At 57.2% G+C, this 14,928-nt stretch carries 11 protein-coding genes and 1 tRNA gene; 9 read left to right on the top strand and 3 right to left on the bottom strand.

Annotation, left to right across the window (positions count from 1 at the left end):
* Positions 1-51: 51 nt before the first annotated feature.
* Both MWU39_RS11725 and MWU39_RS11720 read left to right on the top strand, forming a co-directional pair.
* Positions 52-2,076: a TonB-dependent receptor gene (locus MWU39_RS11725; RefSeq protein WP_247160217.1), complete on the top strand. Its 2,025-nt coding sequence runs from the start codon at positions 52-54 to the stop codon at positions 2,074-2,076.
* A gap of 220 nt (positions 2,077-2,296) precedes the next feature.
* Positions 2,297-4,831 (top strand): TonB-dependent receptor, encoded by a 2,535-nt coding sequence (locus tag MWU39_RS11720; RefSeq protein WP_247160216.1) that lies wholly within the window; start codon positions 2,297-2,299, stop codon positions 4,829-4,831.
* 75 nt (positions 4,832-4,906) lie between these two features.
* Here MWU39_RS11720 and MWU39_RS11715 read toward each other — a convergent pair whose 3' ends face one another.
* Both MWU39_RS11715 and MWU39_RS11710 read right to left on the bottom strand, forming a co-directional pair.
* Positions 4,907-6,070 (bottom strand): acyl-CoA dehydrogenase family protein, encoded by a 1,164-nt coding sequence (locus tag MWU39_RS11715; RefSeq protein ID WP_247160215.1) that lies wholly within the window; start codon positions 6,068-6,070, stop codon positions 4,907-4,909.
* A 2-nt stretch (positions 6,071-6,072) separates the two neighbouring features.
* Positions 6,073-6,840, bottom strand: coding sequence for a crotonase/enoyl-CoA hydratase family protein (locus MWU39_RS11710; RefSeq protein WP_247160214.1), 768 nt, complete (start codon positions 6,838-6,840; stop codon positions 6,073-6,075).
* A gap of 116 nt (positions 6,841-6,956) precedes the next feature.
* On the opposite strand from MWU39_RS11710, the gene MWU39_RS11705 reads away from it, so the two are divergent.
* The 4 genes from MWU39_RS11705 to MWU39_RS11690 all read left to right on the top strand — a co-directional run bounded on the left by MWU39_RS11705 (position 6,957) and on the right by MWU39_RS11690 (position 11,553).
* The gene (locus tag MWU39_RS11705; RefSeq protein WP_247160213.1) at positions 6,957-8,225 is read left to right on the top strand and encodes an acetyl-CoA C-acetyltransferase; all 1,269 of its coding nucleotides are present in this window, start codon (positions 6,957-6,959) and stop codon (positions 8,223-8,225) included.
* A gap of 11 nt (positions 8,226-8,236) precedes the next feature.
* Positions 8,237-9,760, top strand: coding sequence for an acetyl-CoA acetyltransferase (locus MWU39_RS11700; protein WP_247160212.1), 1,524 nt, complete (start codon positions 8,237-8,239; stop codon positions 9,758-9,760).
* Positions 9,761-9,877: 117 nt separating this feature from the next.
* Entirely contained in the window at positions 9,878-10,996 is a 1,119-nt protein-coding gene (gene hppD, locus MWU39_RS11695; RefSeq protein ID WP_247160211.1) for a 4-hydroxyphenylpyruvate dioxygenase, read from the top strand.
* Positions 10,996-11,553, top strand: a complete 558-nt coding sequence (locus MWU39_RS11690) for a VOC family protein (RefSeq protein ID WP_247160210.1) — start codon at positions 10,996-10,998, stop codon at positions 11,551-11,553. Before hppD ends, MWU39_RS11690 begins: the two co-directional genes overlap by 1 nt.
* 61 nt (positions 11,554-11,614) lie before the next feature.
* Here the strand turns inward: MWU39_RS11690 and MWU39_RS11685 are convergent.
* A tRNA-Ser gene (locus MWU39_RS11685) sits at positions 11,615-11,705 on the bottom strand.
* Positions 11,706-12,053: 348 nt separating this feature from the next.
* Here MWU39_RS11685 and MWU39_RS11680 point away from each other — a divergent pair.
* The 3 genes from MWU39_RS11680 to MWU39_RS11670 all read left to right on the top strand — a co-directional run bounded on the left by MWU39_RS11680 (position 12,054) and on the right by MWU39_RS11670 (position 14,745).
* Positions 12,054-12,917 carry a DUF1134 domain-containing protein gene (locus MWU39_RS11680; protein WP_247160371.1) on the top strand — a complete coding sequence of 288 codons (864 nt, stop codon included), beginning with the start codon at positions 12,054-12,056 and terminating at the stop codon, positions 12,915-12,917.
* Between the two features lie 95 nt (positions 12,918-13,012).
* Positions 13,013-14,206, top strand: a complete 1,194-nt coding sequence (locus tag MWU39_RS11675) for an aromatic amino acid transaminase (RefSeq protein WP_247160370.1) — start codon at positions 13,013-13,015, stop codon at positions 14,204-14,206.
* Positions 14,203-14,745, top strand: a complete 543-nt coding sequence (locus tag MWU39_RS11670; protein WP_247160209.1) for a GNAT family N-acetyltransferase — start codon at positions 14,203-14,205, stop codon at positions 14,743-14,745. The genes MWU39_RS11675 and MWU39_RS11670 overlap by 4 nt, the downstream gene beginning before the upstream one ends.
* The last annotated feature ends 183 nt before the right edge of the window (positions 14,746-14,928 follow it).

Genomic DNA, 14,928 nt, shown 5'->3' with positions numbered 1-14,928 from the left:
ATAGCAAAATGAAACTGACTTTGCTGAGCGGTTCCGTTAGGCGCTTTGGCTATGAACTATCGCTATCAATTGGCCGCTTCTGCCCTCGCTCTGTCCTTTTCAGTCCCTCTTTCAGCACAGGGTGCGGAGGAGGGCGAAACGGGTGAAAGCGAGATTGTTGTCACCGGCGAAGGGCTGCAGCAGGCCCCATCCATCGGGGCCTATTCGGTAACGGAAATTGACCGGGAGGCGATCGTTTCGAGCGGTTCAGGCCGGATCGAAGATGTGCTGGAGAATGTTGCGGGCTTTCAGCAATTCCGCCGCTCGGACAGCAGATCCGCCAATCCCAGCGCTCAGGGCGCGACATTGCGCGCGCTCGGCGGGAACGCCACAAGCCGGGCACTGGTTTTGCTGGACGGCGTGCCGATCAGCGATCCGTTCTTTGGATACATTCCTTTCAACGCGGTTGCTCCCGAAACGCTTGGCAATATTCGCGTAACGCGCGGCGGCGGCGCTGGCCCGTTCGGAGCAGGTGCTTTGGCGGGAACAATCGAATTGGAAAGCGCCGATGCTCGGACGCTAGGCCCTGTATCGGGAAGCCTGCTGGTCAATGACCGCGAGGAGACGGAGGCAAGCGCCGCGTTGAGCGGCAAACTCGGCGCCGGCTTTGGTGTGATCAGCGGGCGTTGGGATCGCGGGCAAGGTTTTTTCACCACGCCCGAAGGCCAGCGTGTTCCCGCGACGGCGCGCGCCGCTTTTGATAGCTGGCAGGTCGGTTTGAGGGCGGTTGCACCATTGACCGACGACGTTGAATTGCAGGCTCGCGGAAGCCTGTTTGAAGATGCAAGAACACTCCGGTTTGAGGGCGCTGATTCTCGGATCGAAGGTCAGGATGCCAGCCTACGTTTCGTGGGACGCGGCAGTTGGGAATTTGATGCACTTGCTTATGTTCAGGCGCGCAATTTCTCGAACGTCATCATCAGTTCGACGCGCTTCGTAAGAGTTCTCGATCAGCGGAACACCCCTTCAACCGGGCTCGGGGGCAAGATTGAAGTACGCCCTCCGATCGATGAGGCACATACGGTTCGTCTCGGAGTGGACTATCGCAAATCCGAAGGGGAATTGCAGGAAGAAGCGTTCAGCGCCTTCACCGGCAATTTGCGCGAACGTCGCAGCGCTGGCGGTACGAATAGCAACCTTGGCTTGTTCATTGAGGATGACTGGCAGATCGGGCCACTCCTTCTGACCGGCGGTCTTCGTGCTGATCACACAAATATCCAAGACGGATTTTTCCGCGCCGAGGATGCTGGCGGCATTTTGGTAAGCGAAACGGTCGCGCCGGATCGCAGCGACTGGGCTGTTAGCTGGCGCACCGGGGCGCTGTTCTATGCGACCCGTAAGCTGGATATTCGCGCGGCTGCTTATACCGGCTTGCGCTTGCCAACCTTGAATGAGCTTTACCGCCCGTTCGTGGTGTTCCCCGTAGTGACGCAAGCTAACTCTGCGCTCGAAAACGAGCGACTGAAGGGGTTTGAGATTGGCGCGACATGGCAGCCGATTGATGCGGTCGTGGTTTCGGTGACCGCATTCGACAATCGTGTCGAGAACGCGATTGCCAATGTGACTTTGCAGTCCAATCTGCGCCAGCGGCAGAACTTGCCAGCGATTGACGCGCAGGGTGTCGAAGCAAATCTAGCAATGAAGTTCGGCAGCTTCAGCTTTGACGGATCGCTTGCATATACAGATGCGACTATCGACGGAGAGGGCGCTTCACTCGCGCTGGACGGTAACCGCCCACCGCAAACGCCTGACTTCGCTGCGTCTGCCACTTTGGCGTGGCAACCGGCCAATGGATGGCGTCTGTCAACGACGCTTCGTCATGTCAGCGGACAGTTTGAGGACGATCAAGAAACCGCGACCCTGCCAGCAGCGACGACGATTGATGCCTTTGCGCAGGCTACGATAACCGACGAATTCTCGGTTATCGTGCGCGGCGAAAACTTGTTTGATGAGGAAATCGTCACTCGAAACTCGGGTGGAGCGATAGATTTGGGCGCCCCGCGCACCATTTGGATTGGGCTGCGTTTCGGCTATTAAGTCCAGCATTTCTGCGGGTTTCTTCCCGATCGGTCAGCAACTTAATTACCTGAATTGCCGTATCTTTGACGCGATGCTGCGCTGCAGCACGATATGTTGCATTTATGCTACGGTTTGCGAAGAAGCGTCGTGAACTCTTGGCAGCGGCAAACGCGCTGATAGTCTGGTCTCCTAACCAATAAGGCCAAAAGGCCGTTGGGCAATGTGGAGAGGAAAATCTATGACACGTAAGCTTGCAGCCTACGCTGCTGGCCTGATGGCCTGCAGTTCGTTTACCGCACCCGCCTTTGCGCAAGACGCCGATGAGGTCGAAGCGCCGGAACAGGATGACAGCGTCATTATCGTGACGGCGACACGCCGTGCACAAGACGTTCAAGACATTCCAATTGCGGTTACCGCAGTTTCGCCGGAACAGCTGGACAAGCAGGGCGTCGTAAACGTCCAGAACATCACGCAAGTCAGCCCAAGTTTCTCGACTTCAAACGCTCAGGTAGCATCCGGCTCTGTTGTTTTGCGTATTCGCGGTGTCGGTACGACATCAAACAATATCGGTTTTGAAAGTGCCGTCGGTATTTTTGTCGATGGCGCATATCAATCGCGCCCTGGCGTTGCGCTGAGCGAATTTGTCGACATTGAACGTGTCGAGGTTCTTCGCGGCCCGCAAGGCACACTGTTCGGCCGCAACACGTCGGCAGGTGCTCTGAATATTACGACGCGCGGCCCTGATGTGACCGAATTCGGCGGCTTCGCTAACGCGACATATGGCAATTTCGACCTGATCAATGTTCAGGGCGCGATCAACGCGCCGATCGTCGAAGACACGCTGGCTGTCCGCCTGACCGGCGCCTATCGCAGCCGTGATGGCTTTGTGGATGTGGTGGACGAAACCGGCACCAAAATCGGCGAGTCCAACACGATTGATCAATTCTTGGTTCGTGCACAGCTCGGCTTTGAAAGCGATAGCGGGATCACCGTTCGCTTGATCGGTGACTACAGCGAAAGCGAAAACCAGTGCTGTGCGGCAGTGGAATTGCTTGGCGATGCTGGCCTTGAAGCGACGCTTGGCGCTCTTGGCGCGCCTCCTCGCGGCGGCATGGCTGCGCCATCCGTTACCTTCAACCCGTTTGACCAGCCAGGCGCTGAGCAAGTTCTCGATAATTTGACGGCCACAGCAAACCGGCTTCCGCTGGCGGAAACCGAGCAGTGGGGTATCACCGGCGAGATCAACATCCCGCTCGGCGACAGTGCCGATCTGATTTACATCGGTTCGTATCGCGACTTCAGCTCAAGCGAAAACTACGATTCCGATTTCTCGGCTCTCGAAGTGTTCGACGTGGATCGTCTCGATACAGAAATTACCACCATGACGCATGAGCTTCGCATCCAAGGCGAGGCGTTCGGCGGCAGCCTAGAATGGCTGGTCGGTGGCTATTACTCCGATGAGGAGATCAGCTCGAGCACAGACTTCTCGCTTGGTTCGGATTACGATCTTTTGATCGGTGGCCTGTTCGGCGGATTGCTTGGCCCTGCGCCGCTCACTCTGCTGACAGACCTTATCAACGATCCGCTCACACCGGGTAACGGCGTCAGCCCGAACGGTACAACGGCGACCAACCAGTACTCGCAAGAAAGTGAAAGCTTCTCGATCTTCACACACAACACTCTTGAAGTGGCAGAAGGCCTGAAACTGACTGTTGGTCTGCGGTATTCGGACGAATCAAAGACTGGTGGCTTTACTCAGCTGGCGAACAACAATCCGACCTGTCTGACATTGCTTTCAGGTGTGCCGACCATTGCCGCGACGGTAGGCGCCGATCTGGTTCCTAACGTATTGGGCACCGGCTGCTTTGCTTTCACAGCTCCTGCCATCGGTTCGGACGCGATCGCATTCCCGCTGCCTCGTCCGTTCAACGTGCCTTTCAGTGATGAAGAGCTGATCTATACCGGTAAAGTGTCGTATGAGTTTGAAGCACCGGTCTCGGTCTATGCAAGCTTTACGCACGGCTACAAATCGGGCGGAATCAACCTCGACATCACGGCCAATTCCGGCGGTGCGGATCCGACCTTTAGATCGGAACTGGTTGACGCATATGAGCTTGGCCTGAAAGCCAAGTTCCTGGATGATGCGGTCACAATGAACCTCGCGGTGTTCCACGAAGAATTCACCGACTTCCAAGTCCTCGAATTCACCGGTGCACAGTTCACAACCTTCAACGTTGGCCGTGCGCTATCGTCAGGCTTTGAACTGGAATCGGTTATCCGTCCGGATGAGAACCTGACGCTTAACGCGGGTCTGTCTTACACCAATGCTCGCTATCCTGATGATTGCGACGGCGGTCTGACATCGCCGAACGTGTTGGCACTCTGCGGCAATACGCTTACCAACGCACCGGAAATCGTCGCCATCTTCGGCGCGAATTACGAGCGTGACCTGAGCGATTACCTGACGGGCTTCATCACGGCGCAGGCGCGTATTGAGGATGACCGTCGTACTTCAACACAGGCGGTTAATCCTGCCGATCTTGCGGCTCGCACCCTCGTTCCGTTCGATATTCAGGACAGCAACACCAAAGTGAACGTTCGTGCTGGTATCGGCGCACAAGATAAGAGCTGGACGCTCGAAGTCTGGGGCAACAACATCACCGACGAAGTGACGCGCGGCGTTACCTTCAACACGGTGCTTCGCGGTGGTTCACGCTCTGCATTCCCGCAGCAACCGGCCACTTACGGTGTGACACTTCGTACCGAATTCTGATCCCAGCGATTAGATAAAAAAAGGGGCGGTTCGCATTTGCGAGCCGCCCCTTTAGTTTGTGGTGAGCCGTGCAGATTACATGCCGCGTGCAATCACCATTTTCATGACTTCGTTTGAACCGCCAAAGATTCGCGTGATGCGGCTGTCGCGGTACATGCGTGCAATCGGATAATCGTTGATGAAGCCCGCGCCGCCATGGAATTGCAGGCATTTGTCGACGACTTCGCCTTGAAGTTCGGTGACCCAATACTTGGCCATGCAAGCGGTTTGGACGTCCAATTCGCCCTTAAGGTGCTTTGCGATGCAGTCGTTCACGAATACACGAGCTGCCGTGCTGCGTGCGAGCAGATCAGCCATCACGAACTGGGTGTTCTGGAAATCCCAGATGGTCTGACCAAATGCTTTGCGGTCTTTGACGAACTCCATCGTCGTTTCGAGAGCTTTCTCAATCCCTGTCATCGCACCCATAGCGATGATCAACCGTTCCTGAGGCAGCTCGCCCATCAATTGATAGAAGCCCTTGCCCTCGACACCGCCGAGTACGTTTTCGGCAGGGACGAATACATCATCGAAAAACAACTCTGATGTATCGGCTGCATCCAGCCCGATCTTATCGAGCTTCTTGCCGCGCTGAAAGCCGTCTGCACCTTCCGTCTCGAGCAGCATGAGCGAAATGCCCTTGGCCCGTTCCTTCGGATCGGTCTTGGCCACAACGATAATGAAATCGGCAGTCTGACCGTTGGATATGTACGTCTTCGCGCCGTTGATCTTGTAACCGTTGCCTTCCTTCAGAGCGGTCGTGGTGATGCTCTGAAGGTCGGATCCGACGCCCGGCTCTGTCATCGCAATCGCGCTGACGAGTTCGCCAGTGACGAGCTTGGGAAGGTACTTCTTCTTTTGCTCTTCGGTGCCGTGGCGCACGAGGTAGGGCAGGATCACGGTGTTATGCAGGCTGGCTGCGAAGCCTTCGACATTGTGCTTCGACTGTTGGTCGATCACCACCATATCGTGCCGAAAATCGCCGCCGTGGCCACCATACTCCTCGGGCACGGAAACGCCGAGCAGACCGGCGCCTCCTGCTTCGTTCCAGAACTCGCGTTCGACTTGGCCCTCTTCGCGCCATTTCAGAACGCGCTTTTCCGGCGCATGTTGCTGATAGAATTTGCCTACGGCGTCCGCGAAGATCGAAATCTCCTCGTCATCCATGAATTCCGGCTGGGCTACATTGAGAACTGGCATGTTTATTTGCCCTTCCAGTTTGGTGCACGCTTTTCTGCAAAAGCAGCCGCGCCTTCGCGGGCGTCTTCCGATACGAACACCGGCGCAATCAGTTTGGCTTGATTGGTGTAGCGATCATCCATCGCCCACCCACGCGAGTCTTTGACGATCTGCTTCGAGACTTTGACGGCCAACGGACCGTTTGCGGCGATTTTTGCTGCGAGAGCCTTCGCGCCATCAAGCGCCGAACCTTCGGTGACTTCGTTGATCAAGCCAAGCTCATAAGCGCGCGGCGCGTCGATAAAGTCACCGGTCAGGGCAAGCTCCATCGCGATCCGCTCAGGAATCTGATCAGGCAGCATCATCACGCCGCCAGCTGCCGCGACAAGGCCGCGCTTCACTTCAGGAACGCCGAATTTCGCGCCCTTCTTTGCGACTACGAGATCGCACGCAATCATCAGCTCAAGACCGCCGGCAAGTGCATAGCCTTCTACAGCAGCGATCAGGGGCTTGGCTGGCGGAGCCTGAACCACGCCGCCAAAGCCGCGACCTTCAACCGAAGGCGTTTCGCCGCGCAGGAAGCCTTTCAAATCCATGCCCGAGCAGAACGTGCCGCCTGCGCCAGTCAGGATGCCGACGCGGAGATCATCTTCGCTGTCAAGACGGTCCATCGCTGCTGCGATGCCTTCTGCAGCCGCCTTGGTCATGGCGTTCTTGGCTTCTGGTCGGTTGATTGTGACGATCAATACGCCGTTATCGACTTCGGTCAGGACTTCTTGTGTGTCGGACACTGGTGCTCTCCCTAGCTCAATAGTGATTTCGTTTTGAAACTGAATTCTTGTGCAAGTGGTGCAGGCGGTTTACGGTTACGTCAACTGCAATTTGAGCAAGTGAGAGAGGATTCCCGATGGGCGAGGCATATATTATCGACGCGGTGCGCACTCCGCGCGGCATTGGCAAACAAGGTAAAGGTTCTTTGGCGGCGGAGCATCCGCAGCATTTGGCGGCGACAGTCCTGAAAGCCATCGCTGAGCGCAATGGTATTGACACCTCGACCGTCGACGACGTGATCTGGTCGGTTTCGACGCAGGACGGCATGCAGGCGGGTGATCTGGGCCGGATGGCTGCTCTGGACGCTGGCTATGCTGTGACTTCATCAGGCACAACGCTTGATCGTTTCTGCGGTGGCGGGATCACTTCAGTGAACCTTGCAGCGGCTCAGATCATGAGCGGCATGGAAGACTGCATCGTTGCGGGCGGCACAGAAATGATGAGCCTGACAGCGGCAATGTCGAAAGAGAAGATGCAGGCGGGCATCAAGCCGCCGATGATGGGCAGCTATAACGAGCGCCTCCAAGCGGTTCACCCGCAATCTCACCAAGGCATATGCGGTGACGCTATTGCAACAATGGAAGGCTTCACCCGCGAGGACCTCGATGAGGTCGGATACCGTTCGCAGCAACGCGCCGCCGAGGCGCTGAGCGAAGGACGCTTTGAAAAGTCCGTCATCGCTGTGACCGACGATGACGGCAACGTTCTGCTAGACAAAGACGAGTATCCGCGCCCGCAGACAACTCTCGAGGGTTTGGGTCAGCTGGAACCTGCCTTTACGAAGATTGCCGATGTACCGCTGGATGCAAACGGCACGACATTCCGCAAGCTGATCAATCAGAAGTATCCTGACCTCGACATTCAGCATTTTCACCATGCGGGCAATTCATCTGGCGTGGTTGATGGTGCCGCTGCCGTGCTCGTTGTAAGCAAGGAATATGCGCAGAAGCATGGCCTGAAACCCCGCGCTCGCATCGTTCAGACCGCGAATATGGGCGATGATCCGACGTTGATGCTGAACGCACCTGTTCCTGCGGCCAGGAAGGTCTTGGAGCGTGCGGGTATGACGGTCGACGACATCGATCTGTTTGAAATCAACGAAGCCTTTGCTGTTGTAGCGGCGAAATTCGTGCGCGACCTCGATCTCGATTGGGACAAGGTCAATGTGAACGGCGGCTCGATTGCCTTGGGTCACCCGATCGGTGCGACCGGATCAATCCTGATCGGCACCGTCCTTGATGAACTGGAGCGCCGCGACCTTAAAACGGGCCTCGTAACGATGTGCGCAGCGGGCGGAATGGCACCTGCGATCATTGTTGAGCGTGTTGGCGGCTTCGTAGACTAAGCGAGGTAGGAATGGTCGCGGACAACACGCCCGTCATCATCGGCGTTGGGCAATATTCGGAACGCGTGGGTGAGCCCGGCTACGAAGCATTGTCCTATATGGACCTTGCCGGACGGGCACTGGCGGCGGCGATTGCGGATAGCAGTGCCAGCGAGCCGGTCTCCCCAGAGATCGACACGCTGGCCGCCATCCGAGCGTTTGAGATGTCTCGGCCAGATCGCAAGCCGCCTTTCGGCGCGGCGAACAATGTGCCGCGTGCCATTGCTGGTCGTGTCGGTGCCAATCCGAAACGGGCGATCCTGACGACGACAGGCGGGCAGACCAATCAAAAGCTCGTTGGCGAGTTTGCGCGCGATATCGCGGCGGGCGAAAGCCAGTGTGCGGTAGTCGTAGGGTCAGAGGCCATCTCAACAGTACTGGCGCTATCAGCAAAAGGCGAAAAGCCGGATTGGTCAGAGGAAGTCGAAGGCGACTTTGAAGATCAGGGCTTCGGCGTCGAAGGCTTGCTGGAACCTTCGTTGTTCGCGCATGGCGCAACGGGCGCGATCCCGCTCTATGCGCTGGCTGAGAATGCACGGCGCGCAAAGCTGTGCAAAAGCCTCGACGGATATCGCCGCGATATTGGCGAGCTGTTTGAACCCTTCACCAAGGTCGCCGCTGCCAATCCACACGCCGCTGCGCAGGTGAAACGCAGCGCCGAAGAGCTCGCGACTGTGACAGAGCGCAACCGGATCGTGGCCGAACCCTACACACGGATGACTGTCGCCCGCGATCAGGTGAATCAGGCGGCAGCGGTGATAATTGCCAGCGCCGGTCTCGCGCGCAAACTCGGCATTCCTGAAGACAAATGGGTGCATATCCACGCCGTCACTTCAGCGACTGAATTGAAGCTCTCCGAGCGCCCCGACCTGTCTGCCAACCCGGCATCGCTTGCCAGTGTTGATGCGGCGCTGGCACGAGCAGGGAAAGGTATTGCGGACATGCAATACATCGATTTCTATTCGTGCTTCGCGATTCCTGTCTTCAATCAGATTGACCATTTCGGACTGACTGTCGATGACCCACGGGGATTGACGCTTACAGGCGGCCTTCCGTTCTTTGGCGGCGCAGGCAATAATTATTCTGCGCATGCGATTTGCGAGGCCGTTCAGTCTACGCGCGGTGATCGCGGATCCTTTGCGTTGGTTGGGGCCAACGGCGGCTGGATGAGCAAATATGCGGCGGGAGTTTACTCGACCGAGCCCGCTGATTGGTCAGCCAATGATCGCTATGAGAAGCTGCCCTTGGCCGACAACGCCGTGCCGGCTGGCAAAGGTGATTTTGAGCGGGCGACGGTGGAAACTTACACGATCAACAACGCTAAGAAGGGCAGCGTCGCAGTCTGGCTCGGGCGCAATGAAGCGGGCGAGCGTGTGTCAGGCAATGCGGATCTGAGCGACGAGCCAACGCGCGCTGCCTTTGATGGCGGCGAGCCATTTGGCGCGAAGCTGACGGTACGACAGAAAAATGGCCGCAACATAGGCCGGATCGCTTAGGGCTCATTTCTCTTTGCCACTCGGGCTTTCGCGCGCACCTTTGTGGTTTTGACAAAGTGGCTTCATTGGCGTATTTAGTTTCAAGCGTAACTAAATTGACATTTTGAGGTTTTCCCAATGACGATGCACCCCGGCGATTTGTTCGACAATCCGGCTGGCCTTGATGGCTTTGAATTTGTGGAATTCTGTGCACCTGAAAAAGGCGTGCTTGAGCCTGTGTTTGAAGCGATGGGCTTCACGCTTGTGGCAAAGCACCGGTCGAAGGACGTCGACCTCTGGCGTCAGGGCGGCATCAATCTCATCGCCAATTATGAACCGCGCAGTGCCGCTTGGTACTTCGCCCGTGAACACGGCCCGTCGGCTTGCGGCATGGCCTTCCGCGTCCGCGACGCCGCCGCCGCTTACGATCACCTCATCGCGCAGGGCGCAGAGCCGGTTGTAAATGAGCCGGGCCCGATGGAACTGCGTATCCCCGCGATCCGCGGCATCGGTGGCGCGATCCTTTATCTGGTGGATCGCTATGCTGATGAAAGCGGCGAAGGCCTCTCGATCTACGACATCGACTTTGCATATTTGCCGGGTGTTGATCGCCATCCCGAAGGCTGCGGCTTCCAACTGATCGACCACCTGACCCACAACGTCTATGGCGGACGCATGAAATATTGGGCGGACTTCTATGAGAAGCTCTTCAATTTTCAGGAAATTCGCTATTTTGATATCAAGGGTGAATATACCGGCCTGACCTCAAAAGCGCTCACCGCGCCAGATGGTAAAATCCGCATTCCGCTGAACGAAGAAGGCGAGAATGGTAAGGGGCAGATTGAGGAATATCTGCGCGAATATAACGGCGAGGGTATTCAGCATATCGCGCTGATCTGCGATGATCTGGTGGCGTGCTGGGACCGGCTTAAGAAGCACGGCGTGCCGTTTATGACCGCGCCGCCGGAAACCTATTACGAGATGCTGTCCGAGCGCCTGCCGGGCCATGGCCGCGACGAAGCTGCGCTTAAAACGCGCGGTATCCTTCTGGATGGTACGACTGAAGGTGGCAGCCCGCGTTTGCTGCTCCAGATTTTCGCCGAGCCGCGCATTGGGCCTGTTTTCTTTGAATTCATCCAGCGGGTTGGCGACTACAAAGACGGCTTTGGCGAGGGTAACTTCAAAGCACTGTTCGAAAGCATTGAGCGCGATCAGGTCGCACGTGGTGTTCTCAATGTAGAAGAGCCGGCTGAATAATGGGCGCGGTAAAACCATCGGGCGTTCATCATGTCGCCTATCGCTGCAAAGACGCCAAAGAAACGGTCGAATGGTATGGCGGCGTGCTGGGCATGGAATACACCACTGCCTTTGCTGAGGATCATGTCCCCTCCACTGGTGACTATGACCCATACATGCATGTCTTTCTCGATGCCGGGAATGGCAACATCCTGGCGTTTTTTGAGCTCCCGAACCAGCCCGATATGGGCCGCGATGAAAACACGCCTGCTTGGGTTCAGCACCTAGCTTTTCGGGTCGCATCGGAAGACGAATTGCTGAACGCCAAAGCGCATATTGAAGGGCTGGGCATCGATGTGCTTGGCCCGACCCACCACGGCATTTTCAAATCGATCTATTTCTTCGATCCGAACGGTCACCGTGTCGAACTGGCCGCGGATATAGGCACGGACGAGCAATATGCCGAGCTGAAGCGCGTCGCACCGATGATGCTGGACGAATGGAGCGAGACCAAGACGGCTCCGCGCCATGCAGACTGGCTGCACGAGATTGCACGCGCCGAACACGGCAAGGCCTAAGGCGCATCGCTTGGCCGGGCTGCGGCAGCGTTTCTTTGAAAGCACCGAATTTGTAAAAAGGTGGCGGAGACGGAGGGATTCGAACCCTCGATACCCGTAGTAGGTATGGTTCCTTAGCAGGGAACTGGTTTCAGCCACTCACCCACGTCTCCGCACGTCGCGGCATTCAAATGCCATGTGCGAGAGGCGCGCTATAGTGGGCCATCTGCGCAGCGGCAAGGTCGGAAACTACAAAAATTGCCTGTCCGCATGGTTCCTGGACATTTTCATGGATTGCAGGTTCTGCAGAGGTTCAGTCTAGTCCCCCTACCAAGCCAGTAAGGCGAAGCCATTTCGCCTTGTCGCGTTTTCGATTCGCTTCGCCGCGCACACGCTTGCCTGAGGCGAAGAGAGCGACTCTTCTGGTAGCCGCATCGGCATTTGTGATGCTGAGCAAGGCTGAGCGGGTAAAGACAATGGACAACAAAGGCATCGCAACAAAGAGCATGATCTGGAACAAAATGCTGGCGTTAGCCGTCGGAGCTGCCGCGCTTATTGCTGCGCCGGTTCAAGCTCAGGGTGTCGGTACGTTTGATCCGGATGATGCGTTTGAGACCGCACAGCAAAGCGCTTCGGATACTACCGACAGTGCTACGCAGCAGGCCGGAACGATTGATGCCGATCTGGTTCAACCCCAAATCGATACCGCACCAAGTGTAGCGCAGCCGATTGAGGGCCAGCAGCCTGTGCTTACAGATAACTCTGCTGCGCCTGTTGGCGAAGCGGCAGCGCCAAGTGTGTTTGACGACGAGTTCGCCACTTACGGTGACGAGGCTGCCGAGACTGCTGAAACCGGAGCGGTGCCGGAAGACGGCGACGTGGCCGCTGCCGCAGTGGACCCGCAAACTTACGGTGAAGACGATCTGATCGGTGCCGCGGAAGGCGTATTCGGCAAGGGTGCTGAAGGTCTCGCGCGGATGATCGAGGATTTGCTGAAAGACCAAGGCGAGCCCAACGGCTACATCGTTGGGCGCGAAGCGGGCGGCGCGTTCATCATTGGCGCGCGCTACGGATCAGGGACGCTTCACCACAAGGTCGAAGGCGAACGTAAAGTTTATTGGACCGGCCCGTCTGTCGGATTCGATGCCGGAGCCAACGCCGCCAAAACTTTCGTGCTGGTCTACAATCTGTTTGACACGGAAGATCTCTACAAGCGCTACCCAGCTGGCGAGGGGCAGGCGTATTTGATCGGCGGAATGCACGCGAGTTACATGCGCCGGGGTGATGTGGTCCTTATTCCGATCCGCTTGGGTGCAGGTGTCCGGCTTGGCATCAATGCTGGCTACATGAAATTTTCCAAGAAGCAGCGCTGGCTGCCCTTCTAAGTCGCATCGCGACCCGCAAAAAATGCGGGCGAATACGAATGATTGTGAAAAGGCGGTTGCGGCGCATGCAATGGCGCGGCATGCGGGCATTCATGATGCTTCAACGACTCGACCAACAATCGCCCGACGCGCTGCTTGCTCTGATCAAGCTGTACGCTGCTGACAATCGCTCCGACAAAATTGACCTCGGTGTTGGTGTCTATCGCACCGATGAAGGCGATACCCCTGTGTTTGACGCGATCAAACGCGCTGAGCAGCAGCTGGTCGATGAACAGACATCCAAAAGTTACCTCGGGCCGGAAGGCGATATGGGCTTCGTCAACGCTCTGATGCCGTATATCTTCGGCGAGGACGCTACGATGGGCGGGCGTATTGCTGGTATGCAAACACCCGGCGGAACGGGCGCCGTGCGCCTCGCGCTCGCGCTGGCGCAAAAGGCCGGCATGACAAAGCTGCATATGGGCACGCCAAGCTGGCCGAACCATGCGCAAATCATCAACGATATTGCGATGGAAATGGTGCCTTTTGATCATGCGAACGCCGATGGCACCGCCAATGTCGATGCAGTGCTTGCGGCGATCCGCGGCGCAGGCCCGAACGAAGGCGTGCTTCTGCATGGCTGCTGCCACAACCCGACCGGCGTCGATTATTCGGACGAGGATTGGGCGGCGATTGGCGATGCGATTGTCGAAACGGGTATCTTCCCGATCATCGACACCGCCTATCACGGGCTAGGCCACGGGCTGGACGAAGACGTCGCCGGAATGCGCAGCGTGCTTGCGAAAGTACCGGAAGCCTTCATCGCCTATAGCTGCGACAAGAACTTCGGCATGTACCGCGACCGTGTGGGCGCGTTCTATATTCTGGCGAACGGGCAAGAGACGCTCGACACGGCATTTTCCAACGCCAACGCACTAGCCCGGGCAAGCTGGTCCATGCCGCCTGATCACGGTGCGGCAGCCGTCCGTCTGATCCTGCGCGATGCCGAGCTGACGCAAGTCTGGCAGGACGAGTTGACGGATATGCGCGAGCGTATGGCTCAGGTTCGTGCGAAGCTAGGCGAGGCGGGAATGCAAGGCAGCGTCGATATGGCGCCGCTTGGGTCGCAAAAGGGGCTGTTCTCCGTCCTCCCTGTTTCCAAGGAGCAGGTGGCGCAGCTGCGTGAGGATCACGGCATCTACATGGCGGGTTCTGGCCGCATCAACATTGCCGGTCTGACGATGGGCAATATCGACAAGTTTATTGACGCCATTGCCGAGGTAACAGGCCCGGAAACAGACGGCGAGTGAACCGTCAGCCGGTCCTCGAAAACGAGCGGCTGCTGATAAGACCGCTTGAGGAAAGCGACTGGGACGCGCTGTTTGCTGTCGCGAGCGATCCGGCGATCTGGGAACAGCATCCCATGCATGATCGCTGGCGAGAAGACGTGTTTCGCGCCTTCTTTGATGACGCCATGGCCAAAGGCGGCGCGCTGGCGATTATCGACAAAACCAAAGACGAGGTCATCGGATCATCGCGGTATCAGGCGCACGATCCAGAAGATGGTGGATCGGTCGAGATCGGCTGGACCTTCTTTGCGACCAAATGCTGGGGCAAGGGGATCAACCGCCAGGCGAAGCGCCTGATGTTGGCGCATGCTTTCGAGTTTGTAGAGCGGGTCGATTTCCGCGTCGGCGAGACGAATTACCGCTCCCAAATCGCGCTCGAAAATATCGGAGCAGAGCGCACCCGCCGCACCGAGCTGGCACGGTATCAGGGCGCACGGCTGCTGCACCGGGTATTCGAAATCACCCGCGAAGGGTTCGAAAACGGGCCTCTCTCGAAGTAGGAAACGGGTGACACATTCTCCAACATGTCATGCGTGTCCTACAGAGTTAAGCTTCTGATATTTTGAGAAAAGCGGCGTGTAGGACACAGGTGACAATTGTCCAACTTTGGGCACCATCTCTGGCTATGCTGCCAGACGACCGACAATGTGAAAGAGCCGAGAAGACGGTAGCGGTCTGCGGTA

The sequence above is a fragment of the Erythrobacter sp. F6033 genome, assembly GCF_023016005.1.
Lineage (GTDB): Bacteria > Pseudomonadota > Alphaproteobacteria > Sphingomonadales > Sphingomonadaceae > Erythrobacter.
Note: the sequence above shows the minus strand (reverse complement) of the source record. Positions and strands in the feature narration are given on the sequence as shown.

What these genes read in the sequence shown, in the direction of transcription:
- MWU39_RS11725 (WP_247160217.1), top strand. Translation starts at nt 52, where the DNA reads ATGAACTATCGCTATCAATTGGCCGCTTCTGCCCTCGCTCTGTCCTTT.
- MWU39_RS11720 (WP_247160216.1), top strand. Translation starts at nt 2,297, where the DNA reads ATGACACGTAAGCTTGCAGCCTACGCTGCTGGCCTGATGGCCTGCAGT.
- MWU39_RS11715 (WP_247160215.1), bottom strand. Translation starts at nt 6,070, where the DNA reads ATGCCAGTTCTCAATGTAGCCCAGCCGGAATTCATGGATGACGAGGAG.
- MWU39_RS11705 (WP_247160213.1), top strand. Translation starts at nt 6,957, where the DNA reads ATGGGCGAGGCATATATTATCGACGCGGTGCGCACTCCGCGCGGCATT.
- MWU39_RS11700 (WP_247160212.1), top strand. Translation starts at nt 8,237, where the DNA reads ATGGTCGCGGACAACACGCCCGTCATCATCGGCGTTGGGCAATATTCG.
- hppD (WP_247160211.1), top strand. Translation starts at nt 9,878, where the DNA reads ATGACGATGCACCCCGGCGATTTGTTCGACAATCCGGCTGGCCTTGAT.
- MWU39_RS11690 (WP_247160210.1), top strand. Translation starts at nt 10,996, where the DNA reads ATGGGCGCGGTAAAACCATCGGGCGTTCATCATGTCGCCTATCGCTGC.
- MWU39_RS11680 (WP_247160371.1), top strand. Translation starts at nt 12,054, where the DNA reads ATGCTGGCGTTAGCCGTCGGAGCTGCCGCGCTTATTGCTGCGCCGGTT.
- MWU39_RS11675 (WP_247160370.1), top strand. Translation starts at nt 13,013, where the DNA reads ATGCTTCAACGACTCGACCAACAATCGCCCGACGCGCTGCTTGCTCTG.